General features: G+C 45.3%; 20 protein-coding genes. 13 read left to right on the top strand and 7 right to left on the bottom strand.

Going from position 1 to position 25,436, the window contains the following annotated elements:
• Window positions 1-186 precede the first annotated feature (186 nt).
• The 3 genes from KI742_RS13005 to KI742_RS12995 all read left to right on the top strand — a co-directional run bounded on the left by KI742_RS13005 (window position 187) and on the right by KI742_RS12995 (window position 2,932).
• Window positions 187-1,104, top strand: coding sequence for an ABC transporter ATP-binding protein (locus KI742_RS13005; RefSeq protein ID WP_005380000.1), 918 nt, complete (start codon window positions 187-189; stop codon window positions 1,102-1,104).
• Window positions 1,105-1,875, top strand: a complete 771-nt coding sequence (locus KI742_RS13000) for an ABC transporter permease (RefSeq protein WP_005386598.1) — start codon at window positions 1,105-1,107, stop codon at window positions 1,873-1,875.
• A 127-nt stretch (window positions 1,876-2,002) separates the two neighbouring features.
• Window positions 2,003-2,932 (top strand): Kdo(2)-lipid IV(A) acyltransferase, encoded by a 930-nt coding sequence (locus KI742_RS12995; protein ID WP_167415434.1) that lies wholly within the window; start codon window positions 2,003-2,005, stop codon window positions 2,930-2,932.
• A gap of 53 nt (window positions 2,933-2,985) precedes the next feature.
• On the opposite strand, the gene panC is transcribed toward KI742_RS12995, so the two are convergent.
• The 7 genes from panC to sfsA all read right to left on the bottom strand — a co-directional run bounded on the left by panC (window position 2,986) and on the right by sfsA (window position 8,932).
• Window positions 2,986-3,891 (bottom strand): pantoate--beta-alanine ligase, encoded by a 906-nt coding sequence (gene panC, locus KI742_RS12990; RefSeq protein ID WP_005380005.1) that lies wholly within the window; start codon window positions 3,889-3,891, stop codon window positions 2,986-2,988.
• A gap of 11 nt (window positions 3,892-3,902) precedes the next feature.
• Window positions 3,903-4,697: a 3-methyl-2-oxobutanoate hydroxymethyltransferase gene (gene panB / locus KI742_RS12985; RefSeq protein WP_005386592.1), complete on the bottom strand. Its 795-nt coding sequence runs from the start codon at window positions 4,695-4,697 to the stop codon at window positions 3,903-3,905.
• Window positions 4,698-4,721: 24 nt separating this feature from the next.
• On the bottom strand, window positions 4,722-5,207 hold the full coding sequence (gene folK / locus KI742_RS12980; RefSeq protein ID WP_005380007.1) for a 2-amino-4-hydroxy-6-hydroxymethyldihydropteridine diphosphokinase: 486 nt from the start codon (window positions 5,205-5,207) through the stop codon (window positions 4,722-4,724).
• Window positions 5,204-6,571: a polynucleotide adenylyltransferase PcnB gene (pcnB, locus tag KI742_RS12975; RefSeq protein ID WP_005386589.1), complete on the bottom strand. Its 1,368-nt coding sequence runs from the start codon at window positions 6,569-6,571 to the stop codon at window positions 5,204-5,206. Before pcnB ends, folK begins: the two co-directional genes overlap by 4 nt.
• A 102-nt stretch (window positions 6,572-6,673) precedes the next feature.
• A complete protein-coding gene (gene gluQRS / locus KI742_RS12970; protein WP_005386586.1) occupies window positions 6,674-7,537 on the bottom strand; it encodes a tRNA glutamyl-Q(34) synthetase GluQRS in 864 nt (287 codons plus the stop codon).
• 95 nt (window positions 7,538-7,632) lie between these two features.
• On the bottom strand, window positions 7,633-8,079 hold the full coding sequence (dksA, locus tag KI742_RS12965) for an RNA polymerase-binding protein DksA (RefSeq protein ID WP_005386584.1): 447 nt from the start codon (window positions 8,077-8,079) through the stop codon (window positions 7,633-7,635).
• A 136-nt stretch (window positions 8,080-8,215) separates the two neighbouring features.
• Window positions 8,216-8,932: a DNA/RNA nuclease SfsA gene (gene sfsA / locus KI742_RS12960; RefSeq protein WP_005380023.1), complete on the bottom strand. Its 717-nt coding sequence runs from the start codon at window positions 8,930-8,932 to the stop codon at window positions 8,216-8,218.
• Window positions 8,933-8,998: 66 nt separating this feature from the next.
• Here sfsA and hrpB point away from each other — a divergent pair, with 66 nt between their 5' ends.
• From hrpB to KI742_RS12910, 10 genes are all read left to right on the top strand, one after another.
• Entirely contained in the window at window positions 8,999-11,467 is a 2,469-nt protein-coding gene (hrpB, locus tag KI742_RS12955) for an ATP-dependent helicase HrpB (RefSeq protein ID WP_167415433.1), read from the top strand.
• Window positions 11,460-13,832 carry a penicillin-binding protein 1B gene (mrcB, locus tag KI742_RS12950; protein WP_005380020.1) on the top strand — a complete coding sequence of 791 codons (2,373 nt, stop codon included), beginning with the start codon at window positions 11,460-11,462 and terminating at the stop codon, window positions 13,830-13,832. The genes hrpB and mrcB overlap by 8 nt, the downstream gene beginning before the upstream one ends.
• 122 nt (window positions 13,833-13,954) lie before the next feature.
• Complete coding sequence (locus KI742_RS12945; RefSeq protein ID WP_033905586.1) at window positions 13,955-16,285, top strand: patatin-like phospholipase family protein; 2,331 nt, start codon at window positions 13,955-13,957, stop codon at window positions 16,283-16,285.
• A 268-nt stretch (window positions 16,286-16,553) separates the two neighbouring features.
• Window positions 16,554-19,151 (top strand): bifunctional aconitate hydratase 2/2-methylisocitrate dehydratase, encoded by a 2,598-nt coding sequence (gene acnB / locus KI742_RS12940; RefSeq protein WP_005380009.1) that lies wholly within the window; start codon window positions 16,554-16,556, stop codon window positions 19,149-19,151.
• Between the two features lie 99 nt (window positions 19,152-19,250).
• Window positions 19,251-19,619, top strand: coding sequence for a YacL family protein (locus tag KI742_RS12935; RefSeq protein ID WP_017635908.1), 369 nt, complete (start codon window positions 19,251-19,253; stop codon window positions 19,617-19,619).
• A gap of 188 nt (window positions 19,620-19,807) precedes the next feature.
• On the top strand, window positions 19,808-20,146 hold the full coding sequence (locus KI742_RS12930) for a P-II family nitrogen regulator (protein WP_005386570.1): 339 nt from the start codon (window positions 19,808-19,810) through the stop codon (window positions 20,144-20,146).
• Between the two features lie 27 nt (window positions 20,147-20,173).
• Window positions 20,174-21,403: an ammonium transporter gene (locus KI742_RS12925; protein ID WP_047102648.1), complete on the top strand. Its 1,230-nt coding sequence runs from the start codon at window positions 20,174-20,176 to the stop codon at window positions 21,401-21,403.
• A 152-nt stretch (window positions 21,404-21,555) separates the two neighbouring features.
• A complete protein-coding gene (locus tag KI742_RS12920; protein WP_005386566.1) occupies window positions 21,556-22,569 on the top strand; it encodes a Fe(3+) ABC transporter substrate-binding protein in 1,014 nt (337 codons plus the stop codon).
• Window positions 22,570-22,668: 99 nt separating this feature from the next.
• A complete protein-coding gene (locus KI742_RS12915) occupies window positions 22,669-24,294 on the top strand; it encodes an iron ABC transporter permease (RefSeq protein ID WP_005386564.1) in 1,626 nt (541 codons plus the stop codon).
• Window positions 24,294-25,325, top strand: a complete 1,032-nt coding sequence (locus tag KI742_RS12910; protein WP_005380055.1) for an ABC transporter ATP-binding protein — start codon at window positions 24,294-24,296, stop codon at window positions 25,323-25,325. Before KI742_RS12915 ends, KI742_RS12910 begins: the two co-directional genes overlap by 1 nt.
• The last annotated feature ends 111 nt before the right edge of the window (window positions 25,326-25,436 follow it).

Below are 25,436 nucleotides of genomic sequence, written 5' to 3'. Positions count from 1 at the left end.
CTCAGAGATAACCTTTACGAGGTAAGGGTTATATTTCCAATATTATCGAAAGGTTTATTTGTAATCATCGTTATTCAACGATAAACTGATGGACCTCCAATACGATACCCAAGGCGATTTTGTAGTAAACCGCTGCTAAATATGAGTCGGTATTAGTAATCACAAACAAACGGCAATCAAGACCTTATGTACGCATTAGAAATTGAACAACTGCGCAAGACGTATGCAGGTGGCTTTGAGGCGTTAAAAGGTATAAGTCTCCAAGTGAAAAAGGGTGACTTCTACGCGCTTCTGGGTCCCAATGGTGCAGGAAAATCGACCACGATTGGCATCATTTCCTCCTTAGTGAATAAAACCTCCGGAACGACGAAAGTTTTCGGTTATGACATTGATACCGACCTCGAATTGGCCAAGCAGAATTTAGGCTTGGTGCCACAAGAGTTCAACTTCAACCAGTTTGAAACCGTTGAGCAAATTGTGATGCAGCAAGCTGGCTATTACGGTGTGTCTAAAGTATTAGCCAAAGAAAGAGCAGAAAAATACCTGAAAAAATTGGATTTATGGGAAAAACGCCAAGAGCGTGCTCGTAACCTATCCGGTGGGATGAAGCGTCGTTTAATGATCGCAAGAGCTTTGATGCACGAGCCGCAATTACTCATTTTAGATGAACCAACGGCTGGAGTGGATATTGAACTACGCCGCTCAATGTGGGGGTTTCTGAAAGAGATCAACCAAGAGCAAGGAATTACGATTATTTTAACGACACACTACCTAGAAGAAGCGGAGATGCTGTGTCGAAATATCGGCATTATTAATCGTGGTGAGCTGATTGAAAATACCACCATGAAGGCGTTACTAGGTAAGCTAAGCGTCGAGACATTTATCTTGGATATTGAGTCAGAAGTCGAGGTGCCTGAGCTTGAAGGTGTTAATCGACAAAGTATTGTTGATGGCTCTTTAGAGATAGAACTAGATAAGAGCCAAGGATTGAATTCGGTATTCAGTCAGTTAACAGAGCATGGCATTAAAGTTCTCTCAATGCGTAACAAAGCCAACCGACTTGAAGAGTTGTTTGTCAGCATTGTAAGAGAGGGGAGTAATTAAATGTACGGTTTATATTGGACGGCATTTCGCAGCTTGCTGAGCAAAGAAGTTACTCGTTTTACACGTATTTGGGTGCAAACCTTAGTGCCGCCAGCCATTACGATGACGTTGTACTTCATCATTTTCGGCAATCTTATTGGCTCTCGAATTGGTGAGATGAGCGGCTTTAGTTACATGGAGTACATTGTTCCAGGTTTGATCATGATGTCGGTGATCACCAACTCATACTCGAACGTGGCGTCGTCATTCTTTAGTGCAAAGCTACAGAAGAACATTGAAGAACTGCTGGTGGCACCGGTACCAAACTATGTGATTATTGCTGGCTATGTGATGGGCGGCGTGACTCGAGGTTTGTTGGTCGGTGCAATTGTTACTTGTGTGTCACTTTTGTTCGTTGATTTGCAAGTGGAGCACTGGGGCATTATTGTCGCGACTGTCTTCATGACGTCGGTGGTATTTGCTCTCGGTGGCTTGATCAATGCGGTTTACGCAAAAACGTTTGACGATATTTCGATCATCCCTACGTTTGTATTGACTCCTCTAACTTACTTGGGAGGTGTCTTTTATTCGATCAGTCTGCTGCCTGAATTTTGGCAAGGCGTTTCTAAGATCAACCCAATCGTATACATGGTGAATGCGTTCCGCTACGGCTTTTTAGGTGTCTCGGATGTGGGCATTGTCACTTCATTTAGTGTACTTGCAGTGTTTGTTGTTGCACTGTATGCCATTGCGCATTACCTAGTAACCAAAGGGATTGGCCTAAGAAGCTAAGCCATTCTCATAAAGCAAAGAGCAGCGATTCATGCTGCTCTTTCGCGTGCATAACAATACATACCCATACAATTTTTCGGTTTTTATCATGGTAGGTTTCAATCATTTGTAATAAATGAGTGATCCTATGAATATTGTCCCGCCGCCGCCTTTCTCCTATCAATTACTTAAGCCCAAATATTGGTCTGTATGGCTGGCATTTGGATCTTTAGCGATTCTTGTTAATGTACTGCCATATGTAGTATTACGAATCTTAGGTAGAAGCATCGGCTGTATTGCGATGCATGTAATGAAGCGCCGACACAAGATCGCTCTGCGTAATCTCCAGCTGTGTTTCCCTGATTTTACGGATTGGCAATGTAAGGACGTAGTACGAAAAAACTTTCAATATACTGGAATGGCGATCATCGAAACCGGTATCGCCTGGTTTTGGCCAGATTGGCGGATACGTCGGATAACCTCTATTGTTGGAAAAGATCGTTTACTCGCTGAGGAAAAGAATGGACGTGGTGTGTTGGTGGTGTGCAGTCACCATTTAAACTTGGAGATAACCGCTCGTACTTTTAGCCAGTTTGCCCAAGGTTATGGCGTTTATCGCCCAAATTCGAATCCTGCTTATGAGTTTATTCAACATCGAGGTCGAACTCGTTTTGGACATCAAATGATTGATCGAAAAGACGTGAAATCAATGCTCAAAGTTCTGAAGAATGGTCATCGACTTTGGTATTTGCCCGACCATGATTATGGCGTTAACCATTCTGTTTTTGCGCCGTTTTTTGCTGTTGAACAAGCGGCGAGTACCGTCGGGTCTAGTGTTCTCATTGATGCAACAAAGTGCGCGGTTATATCTGGCGTTACAGTGAGTAAAAATCACCATTACACGCTGTACATTGGAAAAGACATTAGCGAGCGTTTCGAGAGACGTAATGCGGTTAAAGCGGCAAGCATCTTGAACCAAGAGCTTGAGAAAATGATAAAACGTGATATTCCAGCGTGGATGTGGCTGCACAAGCGGTTTAAAACTCGCCCTGAAGGGTTAGATTGCGTCTATACGTAGAGTATAAAAAAGGTCGACTAAGAGTCGACCTTTTTACTTTTATGACTCAGAGCTTACTCTGCGCTCTCTGAGTTTGTATTGTTAGATTCAGCTTCTTCCTTCGCTTCGACAACCATATCTACCGTTTGGTTATCGATAAGACGAGCTTTGCCTAGGAACGCAGACATCAGAATGACAGCTTGTGTCGTTTCTGGTGTGATCACTTGTAATGTACGAGCATCACGAATGAAGATCTCATCAGGGTGCAGACCTGCAGCTCGAAGTTGGTCGCTTGCATCTTCGATGATCGATGCGTAGTCATCGCGGCCACCGCGAATGGCACTACTGATCCAACGCATTGTACGAGCAAGTACAGGAGCACGTTGACGCTCGTCCAGCGTAAGCAAGCCATTGCGTGAACTCATTGCTAAACCGTCCATTTCACGTACGGTTGGTACTCCGATGATTTCAATGTCCATTGCTAGGTCATCAACCATCTTGCGGATAACAGCAAGTTGTTGGAAGTCCTTCTCGCCGAAGCACGCGACATCCGGTTGTACGATGTTAAACAGCTTATTCACAATCGTCGTCACGCCACGGAAATGACCTGGTCGAGACGCGCCTTCGAGAATTGTTGATAGGCCAGGGACATCAACGAAGGTTTGCTTATCCAGACCTTCTGGGTAGATAACTTCTGGTGTTGGCGTAAATACCACATCGACCCCTTCAGAGGTTAACTTGCTTAAGTCTTCCTCTAGCGTACGCGGGTAATTATTTAAATCGTCTGCACGATCAAACTGCATCGGATTAACAAAGATGCTTACGACAACGATATCAGCGTATTCGCGTGCTTTACGCACTAAAGTTAAGTGGCCTTCGTGAAGGTTGCCCATGGTAGGGACAAACGCCACTTTACGACCTTCACGTTTAAAGGTTTTAAGGTGTTCACGAACTGCTGAGATTTCCGCAAAAGTTTGCATGCATTTATCCTCTAGGCAATGGTATGAGCGTCGTCTGGGAATACACCGTTGGCTACATCTTCAATGTATTTAGTAACGGCTTTGCGCATATCACCTGTTTCAGCAAGAAAGTTTTTGGAGAATTTCGGCATGTAGTTGGCAGAAATACCAAACATATCATGCATTACGAGAATTTGACCATCTGTTACGTTACCTGCACCAATACCGATAACAGGAACGTCAAGCACTTGCGTAATACGTTCAGCAAGCTCAGCTGGTACGCATTCTAGTAAGACGATTTGAGCGCCTGCTTCTTGCAGCGCTAATGCGTCTTTTACCATGCGGTCTGCTTTTTCTTGATCGCGACCTTGGATTTTGTAACCACCAAAAATATTAACAGCTTGAGGAGTTAAACCAAGATGAGCACAAACTGGAACTGATCGTTCAGTGAGCATTTTCACCGTGTCGACAAGCCAGTCACCACCTTCAATTTTTACCATATTGGCACCAGCACGCATCAGTTTAGCCGCATTTTCGCAAGCTTGCTCTGGCGTGGTGTAGCTCATGAATGGCATGTCTGCCATCAACAAACAATTTGGGCTACCAGCGCGTACGCAACGAGTATGGTAAGCGATATCATCGACCGTTACTGGCAGAGTATCGTTGTGACCTTGCAAAACCATACCTAGAGAATCACCGACAAGAAGTACTGGCATTTCTTGGCTTTCAAACAGTTGGGCAAAGCTCGCATCATAAGCGGTTGAAGTAGCAAATTTACGACCTTCTTGCTTCCACTTGATTAGGTCGTTGATGGTCATTTTTTTCATGGTTTTATCCTTACTAGGAGTTGGCTATGACTGCCAGATACTGAGGCCGTTTCTATCTACTTGTTCCAGTAGTTTAGAGACCTCGGTCCCATCAGGGAGTTGTAAACTTGGTGCAATTTCCGCAAGAGGGTAGAGTACGAATTCACGCTCTTTCATTCCATAATGAGGAACGATCAGCCTCTCGGAATTAATCACCTCATTGCCATAAAGCACAATGTCGAGGTCCAAGGTTCTTGGTCCCCAGCGTTCGTCTTTACGGACACGCCCTTGTTCTTGCTCTATAGCTTGTGTGCAATTGAGCAATTCAATAGGCGTCAAACTGGTGTTAATAGACACAACCGCATTGATGTAATCCGGTTGGTTTTGTGGCCCCATTGGCGTGCTGCTGTATAGCGAAGAAGCTTGAACAAACTCTGATTTAGGCAGCGTTTTTAATGCTTCAATCGCTTGCTTCGCTTGGCTGACAGGATCAGCCAAGTTACTGCCTACCGCAATGTACGCTGTAATCATGATTTGGGCTTACTCTTTTTCTTGCGATAAGTTTTACGGCGGCGTTGGCCTGTTTTCGGTGATTGACCGTCTAAGTCGGCAGCCATTGCTTGACGCATTTCTCGGCCTGCATTTTGAAAAGTTTCCCACCACTTGGCAAGCTTCTGAGTGTCACCACCTTCAATTTCACCGCGCATTTCAAGAAAATCAAAGCCAGCTCTAAATTTATTGAGCTCCATAAGACGGAATGCACGTTTACCGTTACGTCGTGGAAGACGAAGCTGTAACTGCCAAATCTCGCGAATGGTTGCGGTGTGGCGTCTTGGAATGGCAATTGTGCGAACTTGCTCGTCAAGAATGATGTTGCTCGCTTCCATAATGGCGTCGTAATGGCCTAAGTTGCGCTCTTCCATCAGTTCATCGGCTTTCGCACACAGTGGGTACCACAGCATTGCAGCAAACATAAATGCTGGATTGATGCGTTTCCCATCTTCGATGCGCATGTCGGTAGAATCTAGGACAAGATCCAACATCTGCTCAGTGTGAGAGGAGTAATCTTCTGTAAAGTGCGCTGCAATCGTCGGGAATAGTTGCTGGAATAGGTTGTACTCACGCAGTAGGTGGTAGGTTTCTAAGCCATGACCGGATTGCAATAATTTGAGTGACTCTTCAAAAAGACGCGCTGACGGAATGTCACCGAGCAACGGTGCCATGTGTTCGATTGGCGCTGCGGTGTCTTCTTCAATATCAAAGTCTAGTTTTACCGCGAAACGAACCGCACGCAGCATGCGCACAGGGTCTTCACGGTAGCGTGTTTCTGGATCACCAATCAGTCGAATTAGGCGATCTTCTAAATCTTCAATACCACGTGCGTAGTCGTGAATCGAGTAATCTGCGATGTTGTAGTACATCGAGTTAATCGTGAAATCACGGCGCTCAGCATCTTCATCGATGGTGCCGTAGACGTTGTCACGCAGCAGCATACCCTCTTTTGATTGCTGAGAAATGCTCTTATTCTTTTGCTCTTGGTGGTGACCACGGAATGTCGCAACCTCAATGATGTCTCGGCCAAACATAATATGAGCCAAGCGGAAGCGGCGACCAATCAAACGGCAGTTACGAAATAGCTGTTTGATCTGTTCCGGCGTTGCGTTGGTCGCAATGTCAAAATCTTTTGGTTTTTGTCCAAGCAGTAAGTCTCGAACCCCGCCACCCACAAGAAAAGCATCGAAACCAGCACCATTTAGGCGGTACAGTACCTTCAGCGCATTATCACTGATCTGCTTACGCGAAATGTTGTGCTCTTCACGAGTTATTACATTGAGAGCGAGCTCTGGAATTGTGGCAGGTTCGCTTGGTGTATAGTCGTTTGTATTCATGTGCATCTGGCAATAACTGGGTTTAATCCAATCTTGCTTTGGTTAGTTTTATACGCCTCTAGGGCCTAATTTGCGGCTAATGATAGCCTACACAATGCCATTTGAGAATCACGGTGTGATCTCGATCTCTGCTGGAAGCTGTTCCAAGCGCCAGTTTTCGCAGCCCCAACGAAGAATATCTTCTATGTTGGCCGCCCTGACGGTTTCAGGTATCTCGAAACCTAAAAATGTCATGGCGCGCAATAGAGTAGGTTTTGGTGTATCTATATCAATAGCCGTCGCGTGATTTTGTTTCGACAATTTATTGCCGTTGTTGTCCATCGCCAATGGTAAATGCAAGTAGCTAACTTCAGGCTGACCAAGTATTTGGTACAGGCTAATTTGACGCCCTGTCGGCTCGATTAAGTCTGCACCTCGCACGACTTCTGTGACGCCTTGGTCGATGTCGTCCAATACTACCGCAAGATTATAAGCAAATAATCCATCTCGACGTTTAATAATGAAATCTTCATTAACGAGTTGCTCTGGAATAGTAATGGTTCCCCGCTTTTGGTCGAGGAAATGAGCGACAGGCTTGGTCATTTTTAGGCGAATCGCGCCGTCTTTCAAGTTTTTATCGCGGCAAGTGCCAGGATAAAAACCGCCATGCTCTTTAATTTGCTTACGAGTACATTGGCAATAATAGGCTTCCCCATTTTCGAGCCATTTGTTTATTTGAGCTTGGTAAAGGTCGTGACGTTCGCTCTGGTATACCACTTCTCCATCCCAATGCAGCTGATAGGCCTTGAGTGCCTCTAGGATAAGTTGCGCTGCACCTGGCATTTCTCTTGGTGGGTCTAAGTCCTCAATACGTACTAACCAAGCTCCGTTTTGTGCTTTCGCTTGAAAATAACTGCCAAGAGCGGCAATCAGTGAACCAAAATGCAGTGGACCAGAAGGAGATGGGGCGAATCGACCTACATAGCGTGTCATGCGTGTATCTCGAATTTAGTAAACAAATAGGGTGCGAAGATAGCCAAAACAAAAAGGGAGCCTGAGCTCCCTTCAACAATCATAATGCTGGGTGATTAACCTTGCATTTGCTTCTCTTTGATTTCTGCAAGTGTTTTACAGTCAATACAAAGGTCAGCGGTTGGACGTGCTTCAAGACGGCGAACGCCAATCTCTACGCCACAAGACTCACAGAAGCCAAAATCGTCTTCTTTGATTTTATCCAAAGTCTTTTCAATCTTCTTGATCAAACGGCGTTCGCGGTCACGGTTACGCAGTTCTAGGCTGAACTCTTCCTCTTGAGAGGCGCGGTCAACTGGATCTGGGAAGTTTGCTGCTTCGTCCTGCATGTGGTGAACAGTACGATCCACTTCAGCTCTTAGCTGGTCGCGCCAAGCTGTTAAGATTTTCGTAAAGTGTTCAACCTGCTCTGGTGACATGTACTCTTCACCAGGTTTTTCCTGATATGGCTCCACGCCGGCAATGGCTAGGATGCCTATCGTTTTCTTCTTTGATTCTGGCATACAGCATCTCCTACTTACACCTAGTCAACTGCTACGCAGTCAATTTAAGGCGGGTATCTATAGCAAAAAGAGGCGGTGCAAGCAAATACTGAATCGCAAAGTTATCGTCAATGTGAAGACGACATCATTTTTTCTCTTAATTGATAAAATCAATAGCGGAAATCAGCTTCATTCCAGTATCGCTCAGTTCAGCTTTGTAGCAGAGAACTTCCACTCCAGCGTCTTGTGCTTGTTTGAGTAATAGTGAATATTTCGCGTCTATATGGTGCGCCGCGGATACTTTTTCAATACCTGAATGTAAAACAGTGAATAAAAGTATGGCTCTACTTCCATTTTGTGCCATTTCTGTGAGCTCTCTCAGGTGTTTTTGTCCCCGAGTCGTGACCGCATCTGGGAAGTATCCTTGTCCAGTAGAGTCGGTCTCATCAAGAAGAGTGACGCTTTTCACTTCTATATAGCACTTTGGCTTGTCGTCTGCGCTGAGCAAGATATCAATTCGGCTATTTTCATTGCCGTATTTCACCTCAGTTTGAAGTGTGTCATAACCATAAAGCTCTGAAATGACATTATTTTCAATAGCCTCTACGGCTAATTGATTGGCACGCGCGGTGTTGATACAAATACGGTGGCCTTGTTCGGTCTCACTCAACTCCCAACTATTGGGGTATTTTCGTTTCGGGTTGTCGGAAGTAGAAAACCAAACTTTGTTTCCGGGCGTTGCACAACCCGTCATTGCACCTGTATTTGCGCAGTGGATTGTACGGATTTCACCAGTATCGAGCTCGATATCGGCAAGAAAGCGTTTATAACGTTTGAGTAGAGTGGCGGACTCTAAAGCGGGTGTGAAATGCATTTGCTTATTTAGACAAAAAATTTTTTATGTACAATGTTGCCACCATTACACCATAAGGTATTTCCTTTGTCACAATTGCCGATTGAAGCCGTGATGCCTGAGTTGCTGACGGCGGTCAAAAATCAACATCAAGTGATCTTAAAAGCGGCGCCTGGTGCCGGTAAGTCGACTTACTTCCCTTTGCAGTTACTCTTAAATCATTCGGTTGCTGGAAAAATCATCATGCTTGAGCCAAGACGACTCGCGGCGCGTAACATTGCCCGTTATCTTGCTGAGCAATTGGGAGAACAAGTTGGTCAACGCGTGGGTTATCGAGTTCGTGGCGAGGCAAAGGTAAGTTCTGCAACGCAGCTGGAGATCGTGACCGAAGGGATCATGACCAGGATGATCCAAACTGACCCTGAACTGGATGGGGTTGATCTACTGATCTTTGATGAGTTTCATGAACGCAGCATTCATGCCGATACCGCTTTGGCATTCAGTTTAGAAGTTCAAGAGGCATTGCGAGACGATCTCAAGCTGGTGGTAATGTCGGCAACGCTTGACCAACAAGCATTACAATCGTTGTTGCCGGAAGCCAGTTACATTGAATCTGAAGGGCGCAGCTTTGATGTGGCAATGCGCTACCAGCCGTTAGGTGTGAACGAGCATTTACCTACGAGTATGGCAAAAACAATAGAAAGTCTTATGAACAAAGAGTCTGGATCTTTGTTAGCTTTCCTACCGGGTGTTGGTGCCATAAAACAAGTTGAAGAGCGGTTGTCTCATTTAGCGGATGATATCGACGTATGCCCACTTTATGGTCAACTGAGCTTTGCAGATCAACAAAAAGCGATTACGCCAGCAGAACAAGGTAAGCGTAAAGTCGTTCTAGCGACCAACATTGCAGAAACTTCACTAACGATTGAAGGCATTCGCCTCGTCGTTGATTCTGGGTTAGAGCGTATTGCCCGCTTTGATTTGAAAAACGGTTTAACACGCTTAGAGCAAACACGCATTGCACAGTCTTCAGCGATTCAGCGTACAGGACGAGCGGGACGAATAGAAGAGGGCATTTGTGTTCGTCTTTATTCTGAAAACCAGTTCAAGCAGCAACCGCTGGTTCCCCAACCCGAAATTTTGCATTCCGATTTAGCTAGTTCAGTTATGGAGCTTGCCTTTTGGGGAGCGAGTGATATCCACGATCTAAAGTGGCTTGATGTTCCCGCTAATGCGTCATTGGAACAAGCGAAGCAGCTATTGGTGTCATTGGGACTACTGACGGAAAAAGGGCAATTAACGTCCGAAGGAAAACAGGCGCATGAACTAGGCGTTGAGCCTCGTGCGGCTGCGATGCTAATTAAAGCGCAATCTTACAGTGATAAGATGTTAAATGCTGCTTTGGCGGCGGTCGCACTGATTGAAGAGCCAGAGAGAAATGTTACCAATATCGCTTATAGCTTGCATCGTTGGCTTGTTGGTACTCATCCAAAAAAGTCGATGTTGTTCAAGCGTGCTCAATCTCTGGCGTACAAATTGGATACGGTATTTGACCTGAAAGGCGTGGATGAAGATGCATTACCGCTGGTGTTAAGTTTGGCATTTCCAGATCGCATTGCACAGCAGCGCACAAATCAATTTGGGCGATTTACTTTGGCTAATGGTCATGGTGCAGAATGTCGTCAGGAAGACATGCTAGGTGGCTGTGAGTATTTGGTTGCCGTTGACTTAATGCGTTCTCATTCTAATTCAAGTCAAATTCATTCGGCATGTGAATTGGATGTCAATATATTGCGAACGACCTTTGATACGCTATTTTCGTCTGAAGAAGTAGTGGACTGGGATGAAAAAAGAGGCCGTCTAATAGCTGAGCGACAAACAAAACTCGGTCTGCTGGTCGTTGAACGCGAGCCGTTGCCAAGCCCGGGCAAAGAAAAAATGACACAAGCTTTACTCACGTATGTCCGCCGCCAGGGCTTACAGAGTCTAAACTGGACACCGGCAGCGGAGAGCTTGTTGGCTCGGATTCGTTGTGCGGTGGAATGGTTACCTGAGCAGTCATGGCCAATGTTTGATGAAGCCAGTTTGCTGGATTCATTAGAGGAGTGGTTAGAACCATACATGACGTCTGTCAGTTCGGTTAAAGACCTGAGCAAGATAAACTTGGTCGAAGCACTTAATGCTCGATTAGGTTGGCCACTCAATCAACAACTGGATGAATGGTTACCTGAGCATTACCAACTGCCCACAGGTTCAAAGAAGCGTATCCGTTACCAATATGGCCATGAGCCGATATTATCGGTGCGTATGCAAGAAGTATTTGGGGAGAGTGGTTCCCCAACGGTGGCTCTTGGCCGCAAGCGTTTGGTGCTTGAACTGCTTTCACCGGCACAACGTCCATTGCAAGTAACGTCGGACTTGGCGGCTTTCTGGAACGGAAGCTACAAAGACGTTCAAAAAGAGATGAAAGGGCGCTACCCAAAACACGTTTGGCCAGATGATCCTGCCAATCATGTAGCAACAACGAAAACAAAAAGACAATTGAATAATGACTGACAGCAAGAAGCCTAGCGCGAAAAAAGCGCCAGCGAAGAAAAGTACAACCAATAAAGGAACCGCAAAACAGACTCGACGTACGCCGAGTAAAAAACCGACTAACGAGAAACGTTCGTGGTTGAAAGTTCTGTGGTCGTTTAGCTGGAAAGCTGGCGTTGCACTTGCCGCTGTTTTGCTGTTTGTTGGGATTTACTTAGATAGTGTGGTGAAAGAACGCTTTGAAGGCCAGCTGTTTGAGCTGCCAACGGTAGTTTATGCCCGTATCTTGAATCTAAGCCCTGGTGAGAATATCACCATCCAAGAACTGCGCAACGAGCTAGATGTGTTGAATTACCGTAAAGTGAGTCAACCTCGTTACCCAGGCGAATATTCCTCTTCTTCCACTCGGATTGAATTGATTCGCCGTCCATTCGAGTTTGCCGATGGTCCCGAGCCGGATCGTCACATTATGCTGCATTTCTCTGATTCCGGCTTGCAACGTATTCAGTCTTTAGAATCTCGAGGAGACCTTGGTTACTTGCGCCTAGAACCGAAGATGTTGGGCATGCTGGAGAAAGACCGTGATGAACAGCGTCTTTTCTTACGTCGTGATCAGTTCCCTGAAATTTTAGTGGATGCACTGCTTGCGACCGAAGACCGGGATTTTTATCAACATGACGGGGTGTCACCGCTGGCGATTGCACGTGCATTGGTTGCGAACATTAAGGCCGGTCGTACTGTTCAAGGTGGTAGTACGCTGACTCAGCAATTGGCAAAAAACCTGTTTTTGACTCGTGATAAAACACTGTGGCGTAAAGTTCGAGAAGCGTATATCGCGCTAATTTTGGATTACCGTTACAGCAAAGATCGTATCTTAGAAGCCTACCTCAACGAAGTGTACCTAGGTCAAAGTGGAGGTGAAGCGATCCACGGGTTTGGCTTGGCGTCGCGTTACTATTTTGGGCAGCCAATTCAGGAGTTGCGAATCGATCAGCTGGCGATGTTAGTTGGGATGGTAAAAGGACCGTCTTACTACAACCCAATTCGTTACCCTGAGAGAACGAAAGAGCGTCGTGATCTCGTTCTGCGCCTGTTAATGCAGCAAAACATGTTGACTTCAGAGCAGTATGAACAAGCTGTAAGTCGTCCACTCGATACGCAAAGCAAGCCACGTATTGCGAGCCGTCAGCCAGCTTATTTCCAACAATTGAGCATTGAATTAAAAGAAAAAGTTGGGGAGCGATTTAAAGCAGAGACCGGACTGCGCGTGTTTACGTCTCTGGACCCAGTATCGCAAAGCAAAATGGAACAAGCTATCGCGAAAAAGATCCCAGAACTAGCTAAACGGGGTGGTAAAGAGTTAGAAGCCGCTGCTGTGGCCGTTGATCGCCATAGTGGTGAAATCCGTGCGATGGTTGGTGGTAAACGTGTCGGTTATGAAGGCTTTAACCGAGCGCTCAATGCCAGTCGTCCAATTGGTTCTTTAGTGAAACCAGCGATTTACTTAACGGCTCTAGAACAACCGGATAAATACAACCTAGGCACGACGCTACACGACACGCCGTTAAGTCTGAAGAGCAGTAAAGGTAACGTGTGGACGCCGCGCAACTACGATAGAAAATATCGTGGTGATGTGCCACTTTACATTGCTTTAGCGAAATCACTTAACGTACCAACCGTGCGCTTAGGTATGGCACTTGGCATTCCTGAAGTGTCCAATACTTTAGAGCGTTTGGGCGTGAACAAAGACGAAATTCGCCCAGTGCCTTCGATGTTTTTGGGTTCGTTTTCTTTGACGCCATTCGAAGTCGCACAGATGTATCAGACTCTGACGAATTCAGGTAAGCGTGCAAAACTGACCGCTCTGCGCTCAGTCATGGATATGGAAGGTAATGTGCTGTATCAATCCTTGCCTCGTTCATCAAGAGCCGTGGATGAACAAGCTGCATGGCTAACGACCTACGCGATGAAACAAGGGGTTGCTCAAGGCACTGGCCGCTTCTTACAAAGCCAGTTTGGTTGGGCTGCATTGGCAGGAAAAACGGGTACCAGTAATGACAACCGCGATAGTTGGTTTGTCGGTGTTGATGGTCGTGAGGTGACGACAATTTGGCTAGGCCGCGACGATAATAAACCCGTGAATCTAACGGGGTCGAGTGGTGCATTACGAGTGTACGCAGAGTACTTGAAGCAGCGTATTCCTGAGCGCTTAGAGCTCCCATGGCCAAGAGAAATCACCACATTAGGGTTCAAGCCTACATCTGATGGAGGTTTAGAAATGAACTGCCGTAGTGATTACAAACTGCCGGTTTGGGATAAAACCGGTCAGATAAAGCAACAGTGTGAGAAGAAATCAAACTGGTTAAATAGCATATTTGATTGGTAGCATCGCCAAATCAACAACATTAGCTTGTTTATCTGATTAATTCTTAGTACATATTAGGGCGTGTTAGTACAGTACTGCTAGCACGCCCTACTTGATCAGATATTCAATAAAGGAAGAAGTGAATGTTCAAAAAGCTGTTATCAAGCCCATCGGTTCGCAACTTTGCGCTTTGGGTTAGTACCTTTTTGATGATCACTCCTTCTGTTTCCCTCGCAAACTCTCTAACAAAAACGGATGACTTGGAACCTCGACCAAAGGTGGCGGTTGTGCTCGCTGGTGGCGGAGCGAAAGGGGCGGCACACATTGGGGTTTTAAAAGCATTGGAAGAAATGCAGATCCCTGTCGATATTGTGACCGGTACCAGTATGGGCGCCTATGTGGGTGGGCTCTATGCCACGGGGATGAGTGCTGATGAAATTGAGAGTTTTATCTACACCGTCGATTGGGGCAGCGGTTATCGAGATCGTGTTGACCGTAGCCAACGTCGAGTTCGTGACAAAGAGTATGAAGACCGCTATCAAATTAATACCGACCTCGGCTTAAGGTTCGGTGAGGTACGAGCACCAACGGGTGTGGTGCAAGGCCAGAACATGTTGCGAGTATTGCGTGAGACTACAGGGAACTTAGGGCGATTCGATTCTTTTGATGAGCTTGCCATTCCTTATCGTTCTGTTGCGACTGATATTCTTGCCCTAGAAGAAGTCGTACTGGGTAATGGTTACCTTGTTGATGCCATGATGGCTAGCATGTCTGTACCAGGAGCACTTCCTCCCTATAAGCTCAATGGTCATATGCTTGTCGATGGCGGCGTCGTCAATAACATGCCTGTCGATGTGGCTCGCGCCATGGGAGCTGATGTCGTTATTGCCGTCGATATTAGCACCGATTACAAAACCGAAGATGAATTTACGGGGCTGTTTACTGTCGCGGATCAACTCTCTAACTATCTCGTTCGTCGTAGTACACAACAGCAAGTGGACGAGCTTGAACCTCAAGATATCTATATTCGTCCCAATGTGGGCACCATGGAAACCGTCGAGTTCGACAAAATGCCTTGGGCTTTTCAAGCTGGGTACGATATTACCAAGCAGTTAAAAGATAAGCTGAAAGAGTTACGCTTGTCCAACGCGGACTATCAAAAATACATCGATCGCAAACAAGAAGTTCGTAAAACTTTGATTTATGGCGATCAGCGTGTGGTTGATGACATTGTGATTGTAAATAACACGCACTACAGCGATGTGCTATTGACGAATCGTATTGAATTAGAAACCGGACGTCGTATTTCAACGGCCGAAATTGAGAAAGCCGTTGAAAACCTCTACGCGTTAGATAGGTTCGAGCTCATCACTTATCACTTTGAAGAGGTGGATGGTGAGACATTGTTGGTTTTTGATGTTAACGAGAAGTCGTGGGGGCCTAATTATCTCAACTTCCGATTTTTTCTTGAAGATGACTTCGATACAGATAGCCAGTACGGCATAGGAATATCGACCAACTTTACCAATTTAAACTCTCATGGCGCGGAGTTGGCGTTCAACGTAGAAATGGGCACGGATAAGCTGATTGAAGCTGAGTTGTATTCCCCTGTTTTATCTAGCCAAGAACTTTTTGTATCTGGGCGTATTTCCTATGGCAGTGAGAGCCGAAACTTACCTTTAACAGAGCCTCAAGCACCAGATTTAGAGTCAGTAAATGACTTTTTTCCGGTCACTTACGATGATTTTACAACAGAGTTAGCGATAGGTATCCAACCCACATTGTGGCAAGAACTTCGATTTGGCGCTCGCTACTCAACCGGAGATATTGAGCTTTCTACTTTGGCTTCTGCTGGTAAATTGGATTTTGAACGTCGTGGCCTGTTTGCCAACTATCGTCTGGATACACTTGATGATTTCGCATTTCCGACTCGTGGACTGTTAGTCGATCTCGAATATTTAGTGTCTCATGATCAAAGTCCTCAAGGCGTTAGCCTTTTAGAGACTGACAAAATTATTGAAGATACCGTTTATGAAATCTCTGCACGATTTAAAGGTGCAGTGAGTCATCAGCGTCATACTTTAGTCGGACATGCTGAATATAGTTTTGTAGAGAGTAAAAACTCATCTTTACCGCTTGATCCCAGAGAGTTGGGCGGCTTCTTAAGCCTATCGGGAATCCCAAGAAATAGCCTGATCGGACAGAACTTATTTTTCAGCAGTTTGGTGTACCGATATAAGTGGTTTGATAATGATTTCGGATTGTTTGAAGCTCCAGTCTACCTGGGCGCATCGGTCGAATATGGCGGTGTTTGGTCTGATAATGATCTGAAACTAAACGAAGCGCCGCTTTACAATGCTGGCTCCATCTTCTTTGGTGTTGACTCACCAATAGGACCAATAATGTTGGCATACGGTCGTACTGAGCAAGATTTGGATGCTGTGTATTTGATCGTAGGAACATCGTTTAATTAACCGGGTATGAGAAAGCAAAAACTTGGCATATTTGGTCAAAATTAGCAGAACTTTAGTCGTAAGTTGCTATGTTGGTCAAAATGATAAGATTTTAATTTAAGGTTAAATTTGCTATTATTTTGCCCACAGTTTGGCCTCTACGGCGCTGTTTCTCAATCATAATTGAATGAAAACAAGGGCAATGGAGAGCCAAGTTTCCAAGGATGTTCACTCCTTTACTTTAACAATAGTAATAATAGAGGAGGAACCGCAATGAGAGGAAAAAGTCGTGCTTGAAGCCTACCGTAAACACGTCGAAGAGCGTGCTGCTGAAGGAGTTGTTCCTAAACCGCTAGACGCAGAACAAGTTGCTGGACTTGTAGAACTTCTGAAAAATCCCCCGCAAGGTGAAGAAGAAGTCATTCTTGACCTACTTGAAAACCGTATCCCTCCAGGTGTTGATGAAGCTGCTTATGTAAAAGCGGGTTTCCTAACAGCAGTAGCAAAAGGTGAAGTTAAATCACCATTAGTGAGTCGTGAAAAAGCGGCTGAACTGCTAGGCACTATGCAAGGTGGTTACAACATCGAGCCACTAGTTGAGCTATTGGATGATGAAGCACTGGCAGAGATCGCAGTAAAAGCGCTGTCTCATACGCTGCTGATGTTTGATGCTTTCTATGACGTAGAAGAGAAAGCAAAAGCAGGCAATGCGCATGCACAGAAAGTACTTCAATCATGGGCTGATGCTGAGTGGTTCCTTTCTAAGCCTAAGCTTGAAGAAAAAGTCACTCTAACCGTATTTAAAGTAACAGGTGAAACGAACACGGATGACCTTTCACCTGCACCTGACGCTTGGTCTCGCCCTGATATTCCAGTACACGCACTGGCGATGCTTAAAAACGAGCGTGAAGGAATAAACCCTGATCAACCGGGTACTATTGGCCCGATCAAGCAAATTGAAGAGTTAAAAGACAAAGGTCATCAATTGGTTTACGTTGGTGATGTTGTTGGTACTGGCTCTTCACGTAAATCGGCAACCAACTCAGTGCTTTGGTTTATGGGTGATGATATCCCTTACGTTCCAAACAAACGAGCTGGTGGGTATGTGCTTGGTGGCAAAATTGCCCCTATCTTCTTTAACACAATGGAAGATGCTGGCGCACTACCAATTGAAGTTGACGTAACTAAGCTCAACATGGGCGATGTTATCGATGTTTACCCATATGAAGGTAAAGTTTGCAACCACGAAACTGGTGAGGTTCTAGCTGAGTTCTCGCTAAAAACAGAAGTACTGATTGATGAAGTTCGTGCTGGTGGTCGTATCCCATTGATCATCGGTCGTGGTTTGACAGACAAAGCGCGCCAGTCTCTAGGTCTTGAGCCTTCGGACGTATTCCGTAAACCTGGTGAAATCGCAGATTCTGGCAAGGGTTACACGCTTGCACAGAAAATGGTTGGTAAAGCGTGTGGCGTAGAAGGCATTCGCCCTGGTACCTACTGTGAGCCGAAAATGACGACAGTAGGTTCGCAAGATACTACTGGCCCTATGACTCGTGATGAACTTAAAGACTTGGCGTGTCTCGGCTTCTCTGCTGATCTTGTCATGCAGTCTTTCTGTCACACATCGGCTTATCCAAAACCAGTAGACGTTAACACTCACCATACACTTCCGGACTTTATTATGAACCGCGGTGGTGTATCTCTTCGTCCTGGTGACGGTATTATCCACTCATGGCTGAACCGTATGCTACTGCCGGATACTGTTGGTACGGGTGGTGACTCACATACTCGTTTCCCTCTGGGTATTTCATTCCCAGCTGGCTCGGGCTTGGTTGCCTTTGCAGCTGCGACAGGCGTTATGCCGCTAGACATGCCAGAGTCAATCTTGGTTCGTTTTAAAGGTGAAATGCAACCGGGTATTACACTGCGTGATCTTGTTCATGCCATCCCTTACTACGCGATTCAGCAAGGGCTACTAACGGTAGAAAAAGCGGGCAAGATCAACGAATTTTCTGGCCGTATCCTTGAGATTGAAGGCTTAGAAACGCTAACGGTTGAGCAAGCATTTGAGCTTTCTGATGCATCTGCAGAGCGTTCTGCGGCAGGTTGTACTGTGAAATTGTCTCAAGAGTCGATCGAAGAGTACTTAAACTCTAACATCGTGATGCTGAAGTGGATGATCTCTGAAGGCTACGGTGATCGCCGTACTATCGAGCGCCGCATTACTGCAATGCAAGAGTGGCTAGCAAACCCTGAGCTGATGCAAGCAGATAAAGACGCTGAATACGCACATGTGATTGAAATCGATATGGCTGAAATCAATGAGCCAGTACTATGTGCACCGAATGACCCAGATGACGCTCGTTTGTTGTCTGAAGTACAAGGCACAGCGATTGATGAAGTGTTCATCGGCTCTTGTATGACGAACATCGGTCACTTCCGCGCAGCAGGTAAATTGCTTGATAAGTTCAATGGCCAGTTAGCAACGCGCCTTTGGGTAGCGCCACCAACAAAGATGGATAAAGACCAACTGATTGAAGAAGGCTACTACGGTATCTTCGGACGTGCAGGGGTGCGTATTGAAACGCCAGGGTGTTCACTTTGTATGGGTAACCAAGCGCGTGTTGCAGATAAATCAACAGTAATGTCGACTTCAACGCGTAACTTCCCGAACCGTCTGGGTACTGGTGCGAATGTTTACCTGTCGTCAGCTGAGCTAGCTGCAGTAGGTGCAATTCTAGGTAAGATTCCAACCAAAGAAGAATACCTAGAATACGCGAAGCAAATCGACGCTACGGCAACGGATACATACCGCTACTTGAACTTCCATAAAATGGATCAATACACCAAGAAAGCGGACGAAGTGATCTTCCAAGAACCGGCATAATCAGAAATGCACAATTCGAAAGCACCTCATATGAGGTGCTTTTTTTATGGGAGCAATTCGCTATACTCGCACCAAATTGATACGAAATAGGCAATCTCGGTGGAATTTGAATTCATTCGTAACACGTTGATGGGCGAGTACTACGTAAAATGTAGCATGGGACATGAGATTGTAGGGCGCTGGTTGCAAGAAGAAATTGGCAAAGATCCGATGAAGATTGCACAGGTTGAAAAGCTAATTGAGCGGTCATTTTCAGCGCCTTCTCAGGAGCATAACCTAACAGGCACGGAAATTAGCTTGATGATTCAGGGCGACGAAGTTCTTGTACAAGAAAACGCATTAGCCCATGAATATGATGTCGAGATGGAAAGTGAGTTCGACTTCTACAATGCAGAAAGTACAGCAAGTTGTGGGATAGAGGATTTCATGGCACTTATCGAACAGTGGAAAGACTTTTTGAACATTTAATGCACAGTTTTGGGTAACTTCTCTGCCGTTGCTTTAAATTTGTGAAAAGGGCGCACCGATATGGTGCGCCCTTTTTGTTTATAGATATGTAAATTGAGGTTAGTTTTTATTATTCAATAACTTAAAAACTTGGCACGTAGATTGGATTATAAGAAGTGTTTCAGGATGAAAGCTTCGGAGATAACTCAATGAAAATAATCAATGCCATTATTAAGCCGTTTAAATTAGACGATGTACGAGAAGCATTGGCTGATGTCGGTATCGAAGGGATGACAGTATCAGAAGTTAAAGGGTTCGGTCGTCAAAAAGGTCACACGGAATTGTATCGCGGTGCAGAGTATCAAGTCGATTTTCTACCAAAGGTGAAAATTGAAATCGCGACTCACGCAGACAATGTAGATCGCGTTGTTGAAGCAATTACAAAAGCTGCGCAAACCGGAAAAATCGGCGACGGTAAAATTTTTGTTTACGATCTGAACCAAGCGGTGCGTATCCGAACTGGCGAAATGGACGCAGAAGCACTTTAAGAATTCAAAGGATTGGAGATACTTATTATGGAATTAGCAACAACAGTAACCGAGTTACGTTACGCACTTGACACCTTTTTCTTCCTCATTTCCGGTGCGTTGGTAATGTGGATGGCAGCAGGCTTTGCGATGCTAGAGGCTGGCCTTGTGCGCTCTAAAAACACAACAGAAATTCTTACGAAGAACATCTGTTTGTACGCTATCGCATGTACGATGTTTCTGATTGTCGGTTATAACATCATGTATGTCGATAATGGAGAAGGAGGCTGGTTACCTTCATTTGGTACGCTAATTGGTACTCAAGGTGAAGGGGCCGACCACTCTTTAGAGTCTGACTTCTTCTTCCAAGTTGTCTTCGTTGCAACTGCCATGTCCGTCGTTTCTGGTGCGGTAGCTGAGCGCATGAAGCTTTGGTCTTTCTTGATTTTCTCTGCGATTTTAACTGCGTTTATCTATCCAATGGAAGGTTACTGGACATGGGGTGGAGGCTTCCTAGCAGAAGCTGGATTTAGTGACTTTGCGGGTTCTGGTATCGTACATATGGCTGGTGCTTCTGCTGCTCTTGCTGGTGTGTTACTGCTTGGCGCGCGTAAGGGTAAGTACGGTAAAAATGGTGAAATCTATCCGATTCCAGGTTCTAACATGCCTTTGGCAACGTTGGGTACTTTTATCCTTTGGTTTGGCTGGTTTGGATTTAACGGTGGCTCTCAGTTGATGGTTTCAGATTTTGAGAATGCTACAGCGGTAGGTCAGATCTTTCTAAACACTAACGCAGCAGCGGCTGCCGGTGCAATTGCGGCGCTATTCGTTTGTAAAACTACTTGGGGTAAAGCCGATTTAACGATGATTCTCAATGGCGCGCTAGCTGGCTTGGTTGCCATCACTGCAGACCCTCTATCGCCATCACCACTGTACGCGGTTGCGATTGGCGCGGTGTCGGGTGCACTAGTAGTATTCAGTATCATTGCTCTAGATAAACTTAAAATTGACGATCCAGTAGGTGCTATCTCAGTTCACGGTGTGTGTGGTTTCTTCGGCCTAATGGTAGTGCCACTGAGCAACGGTGATGCAACGTTTGGTGCACAGCTTTTAGGTGCCGTAGTTATCTTTGCTTGGGTATTTGGTGCCAGCCTAGTTGTGTGGGCAATCTTGAAAGCAACCGTTGGGATTCGCGTTACAGAAGATGAAGAAATGGAAGGTATGGACATGCATGATTGTGGTGTTGGTGCTTACCCAGAGTTTGTTACGGTGAAATAATCATTAGCTTGTAATAAATGGTTACACACTTAACACAATAAAACCTGCTCCGATGAGCAGGTTTTTTAATATTCGTCATTGTCTTCTTATTGAACATACATATAATAACGCAACTGATAAACGTTATCATTAGCATGGTAAAGGATTAAACAATGAAAAAACTGCTAACTCTTTCAGCACTAACTTGCGCTACTCTAGCTCCAACAGCAATGGCTGCTGAAGAAGTGAACGTCTACTCTTACCGTCAACCTTTCCTAGTTGAACCTATGTTCAATGAGTTCACTAAAGAAACTGGCATCAAAGTAAACGTAAAATTTGCTAAAAAAGGCTTAGCAGAAAAGCTAGCTCAAGAAGGTGAGTACAGCCCTGCTGACGTTATTCTTACGACAGACATCAGCCGTCTAGCTGAACTGACAAACAAAGGTTTAGTTCAGAAAGTCGATAGCAAAATCATTGAAGAAAACGTACCTGCTCAATACCAAGATAAAGAGAATGAGTGGTTTGCTCTAACTCTACGTTCTCGTAGCGTTTATTCATCACGTGATCGCGTAGGTAAACTAGGCGCAGATTTCAACTACGCAGACTTAGCTAAGCCAGAGTTCAAAGGTAAAATTTGTACTCGTAGCGGTAAGCACCCGTACAACGTTTCTCTAGTTTCAGCAATGATTGCTCACAATGGCGAAGCAGAAACCAAAGAGTGGTTGGAAGGCGTGAAAGCAAACCTTGCTCGCAAACCACAAGGCAACGACCGTGCACAAGTTAAAGCGATCAAAGAAGGCCTATGTGATGTTTCTCTAGGTAACAGCTACTACCTAGGTAAAATGGTTAACGACAAAGAGCAAAAAGCTTGGGCTGATGCAGTTTACATCAACTTCCCTAACCAAGAGACTACAGGCACTCACGTGAATATCTCTGGTATGGCGATGGCGAAGTACTCTCCAAACAAAGACAATGCTGTGAAGCTAATGGAATTCCTAACGGGTGACAAAGCGCAGCAAATGTACGCAGAAGTTAACTATGAGTACCCAGTTAAAGAAGGCGTGAAGCGTTCTGAGCTTGTGGAATCTTGGGGTGACTTTAAAGCAGACAAGCTTTCTCTAGACGATATTGCAGCCAACCACGAAGCGGCAATTAAGCTATTAGACGAAGTGAAATTTGACCTTTAATTCCTTGTGGGGGTATAACAGTACCCCCATTTGATTAAAGGATATGAGATGTATTTGCAACAGCATTTGTATTTCATACAGCCTTGCAGTAATTAGGCGATGAAAGATAAACACTCTTTATGGAAAACCAGTAGTGGGGTAATAACTCTGCTACTGGTTTTGCCGATCTTAGCGATCTTCTACACCGCGATTGGTGAAACGGATGATTTGTTTGCTCATTTAATGGCAACGGTCATGCCGACTTATATTTTTAACACGGTTGCGCTAACTGTTGGCGTAATGGTGCTGTCCTTAATTCTTGGTATTCCAAGCGCTTGGATAATGGCCATGTGTAAACTGCCGACCGAAAAATGGTTGCAGTGGGCATTGGTACTACCTCTTGCAATGCCAGGTTATATCATTGGTTATATTTTTACTGATTGGTTTGATTTTGCAGGCCCGATTCAGATCTTTTTGCGTGATGTAACCGGATGGGGACCTGGCGAGTATTGGTTCCCTGACATTCGTACGTTGCCTGGTGCGACCTTTGTGTTGGCTTTGGTGTTGTATCCTTACGTGTATTTATTGTGCCGGGCTGCGTTTATGGAGCAAAATGTCTCTTTATTGCAAAGCGCGCGTTTGCTCAAGTGCTCTCCATGGGAAAGTTTTTGGCGCATCTCGATGCCGTTAGTAAGACCCTCTATCGCAGTGGGTTTATCATTGGTCGCAATGGAGACCATTGGCGACTTTGGTACGGTAAGTTACTTCGCTGTGAATACGTTAACCACAGCGGTCTACGATACTTGGTTGGGGTACTCTAATCTTAATGCGGCAGCCAAGATTTCTGCCATGATGCTCGTCATTGTAGTACTGCTTCTTAGTGCAGAACGATACAGCCGCCGTAAACAAAAGCTTTTTCAAAGCCAATTTAACAGTCACGAAGATTTTCGTTACGAGTTGACGGGCTGGAAAAAGTGGACCGCACTAGTTTGGTGCTGGGGCTTGGTTTCGGTCGCGTTTATTTTGCCGCTACTACAGCTGATTGATTATGCGATCACTTATTTTGCACAGAGTTGGACCTCAGAGTTTCGTGAATACGCATGGAATAGCTTAGTTGTGTCTGTTATTGCTGCGATTATTGGTGTTGCTGTCGCACTGATCGTTAACTTTACCCATCGAGTCAATGGTAAACGAGAAAGCTTGGCATTTATGCGTCTTTCTTCTATGGGCTATGCAGTACCAGGAACGGTACTAGCCATCGGTGTGATGGTCGCTGTGCTGTTTATGGATCATCGTGTCAACGACGTTGCTAAAGCCATGGAGTGGGGAAGGCCGGGACTTATCTTTTCTGGTTCCATGTTCGCACTAGTATTTGCCATGGTTGTGCGCTTTTCCGCGGTAGCGATTGGTAGTATCGAAAGTAATTTAAATAAAATTTCTCCGTCGTTAGATATGGCATCGCGCACTATGGGTTGTAAGCCCAATGCCATGCTGTGGCGCGTGCACTTTCCGCTGGTTAAGCGCGGTGCACTGATTGCGGCTTTATTAGTGTTTATCGAGTCAATGAAAGAGCTCAATGCGGCTTTGTTACTTCGTCCGTTTAACTTTGAAACACTAGCCACATACGTTTATAACTTCGCCTCGGATGAGCATTTAGAATTGGCCGCTTTACCAGCGGTCCTGTTGGTTCTTGTTGGGTTGATCCCGCTTGTTGTTGTTAACCGTTCACTGGAGCAAAATCACTGATGAGCTGTGCATTATCAATTAAAAACCTAACGTGCCAATATGATGATCAAACCGTACTCGAATCATTGTCTCTTGAGGTAGAACAAGGGCAGATTGTCTGTTTGCTAGGAGCTAGTGGCTGTGGGAAAACAACACTATTAAAGGCCGTTGCGGGATTATTGCCGTTAACGTCAGGCGAAATGAGTCTAAATTGCGTCACAATTGATGATGGGGAAAACTGGTTGCCGCCAGAACAGCGTAATATAGGGATGATTTTCCAAGATTACGCACTTTTTCCTCACTTGACGGTGGAGCAAAACATTGCCTTTGGCTTAAAGCAGTGCTCGACAAAAGAGAAAAATGCCAAAGTTCAAGAGATGTTAGAACTCGTGCATCTTCAAGGTTATGGCGATCGTTATCCTCATCAATTGTCTGGTGGACAGCAGCAGCGTGTTGCGATTGCTCGCTCATTAGCTTACAGCCCAGACTTACTGTTACTGGATGAACCGTTTTCTAATATTGATACGCAAGTTCGCCATGAGTTGATAAGTGAGATCCGTAAGATTTTTAAGGCCCAAGGTGTGACTGCCATTTTTGTTACGCATAGCCGTGAAGAGGCTTTTGCTTTCGCCGATAAAATGGCAGTGATGAACAATGGAGTCATCGAGCAATATGGCACAGCATCTGAGCTTTACTACCAACCTTCAAGTAAATTTGTCGCTGATTTCTTAGGTGGTGGCAGTTACCTTGCTGCTAAACGAGTTTCGAATTCAGAATATGAAACCCACTTGGGCGTGGTTGAAGCCACGGCTCAACAAGATATTCCAGTACAGGCGGAGTGCTCTTTACTGCTAAGACCGCAGCATGTACAAATTCAATCCGATGAAGATAGTTCGGTAACCGTATTGGAACAGCATTTTATGGGTGATCACTGCCGTTATGTGATTAACGCGAATGGTGACCGTTTGTTAGCTACAGCTTCGCAAGCATTAAATATAGGTGAGTCCGTCGCGGTGAAAATTGAAACGCAAGGCGTCCTGGCATTTGCTTAACGCTCCTGAGTATCTTTGCTATCTCGTTTACGACTTTCCAACATACAATAAAAAAGCCCGGCTGTGGAGCCGGGCAAGTGCTCTTCTCCTGTTGATGAGCGCCTTTTCAGA

It is taken from the genome of Vibrio sp. D417a (genome assembly GCF_030248595.1).
In the GTDB taxonomy this organism is placed as follows: Bacteria; Pseudomonadota; Gammaproteobacteria; order Enterobacterales; family Vibrionaceae; genus Vibrio; species Vibrio alginolyticus.
Note: the sequence above shows the minus strand (reverse complement) of the source record. Positions and strands in the feature narration are given on the sequence as shown.

Bases quoted from the DNA above. Each gene is read 5' to 3' on its own strand.
- KI742_RS12920 (WP_005386566.1), top strand. From the start codon at position 21,556: ATGAAAAAACTGCTAACTCTTTCAGCACTAACTTGCGCTACTCTAGCT.
- KI742_RS12915 (WP_005386564.1), top strand. From the start codon at position 22,669: ATGAAAGATAAACACTCTTTATGGAAAACCAGTAGTGGGGTAATAACT.
- KI742_RS12925 (WP_047102648.1), top strand. From the start codon at position 20,174: ATGGAATTAGCAACAACAGTAACCGAGTTACGTTACGCACTTGACACC.
- folK (WP_005380007.1), bottom strand. From the start codon at position 5,207: ATGATTACAGCGTACATTGCGGTAGGCAGTAACTTGGCTGATCCTGTC.
- KI742_RS12930 (WP_005386570.1), top strand. From the start codon at position 19,808: ATGAAAATAATCAATGCCATTATTAAGCCGTTTAAATTAGACGATGTA.
- sfsA (WP_005380023.1), bottom strand. From the start codon at position 8,932: ATGCATTTCACACCCGCTTTAGAGTCCGCCACTCTACTCAAACGTTAT.
- KI742_RS13005 (WP_005380000.1), top strand. From the start codon at position 187: ATGTACGCATTAGAAATTGAACAACTGCGCAAGACGTATGCAGGTGGC.
- dksA (WP_005386584.1), bottom strand. From the start codon at position 8,079: ATGCCAGAATCAAAGAAGAAAACGATAGGCATCCTAGCCATTGCCGGC.
- panC (WP_005380005.1), bottom strand. From the start codon at position 3,891: ATGCAAACTTTTGCGGAAATCTCAGCAGTTCGTGAACACCTTAAAACC.
- gluQRS (WP_005386586.1), bottom strand. From the start codon at position 7,537: ATGACACGCTATGTAGGTCGATTCGCCCCATCTCCTTCTGGTCCACTG.
- KI742_RS12995 (WP_167415434.1), top strand. From the start codon at position 2,003: ATGAATATTGTCCCGCCGCCGCCTTTCTCCTATCAATTACTTAAGCCC.
- panB (WP_005386592.1), bottom strand. From the start codon at position 4,697: ATGAAAAAAATGACCATCAACGACCTAATCAAGTGGAAGCAAGAAGGT.
- KI742_RS13000 (WP_005386598.1), top strand. From the start codon at position 1,105: ATGTACGGTTTATATTGGACGGCATTTCGCAGCTTGCTGAGCAAAGAA.
- pcnB (WP_005386589.1), bottom strand. From the start codon at position 6,571: ATGCACATGAATACAAACGACTATACACCAAGCGAACCTGCCACAATT.
- KI742_RS12910 (WP_005380055.1), top strand. From the start codon at position 24,294: ATGAGCTGTGCATTATCAATTAAAAACCTAACGTGCCAATATGATGAT.
- mrcB (WP_005380020.1), top strand. From the start codon at position 11,460: ATGACTGACAGCAAGAAGCCTAGCGCGAAAAAAGCGCCAGCGAAGAAA.
- KI742_RS12945 (WP_033905586.1), top strand. From the start codon at position 13,955: ATGTTCAAAAAGCTGTTATCAAGCCCATCGGTTCGCAACTTTGCGCTT.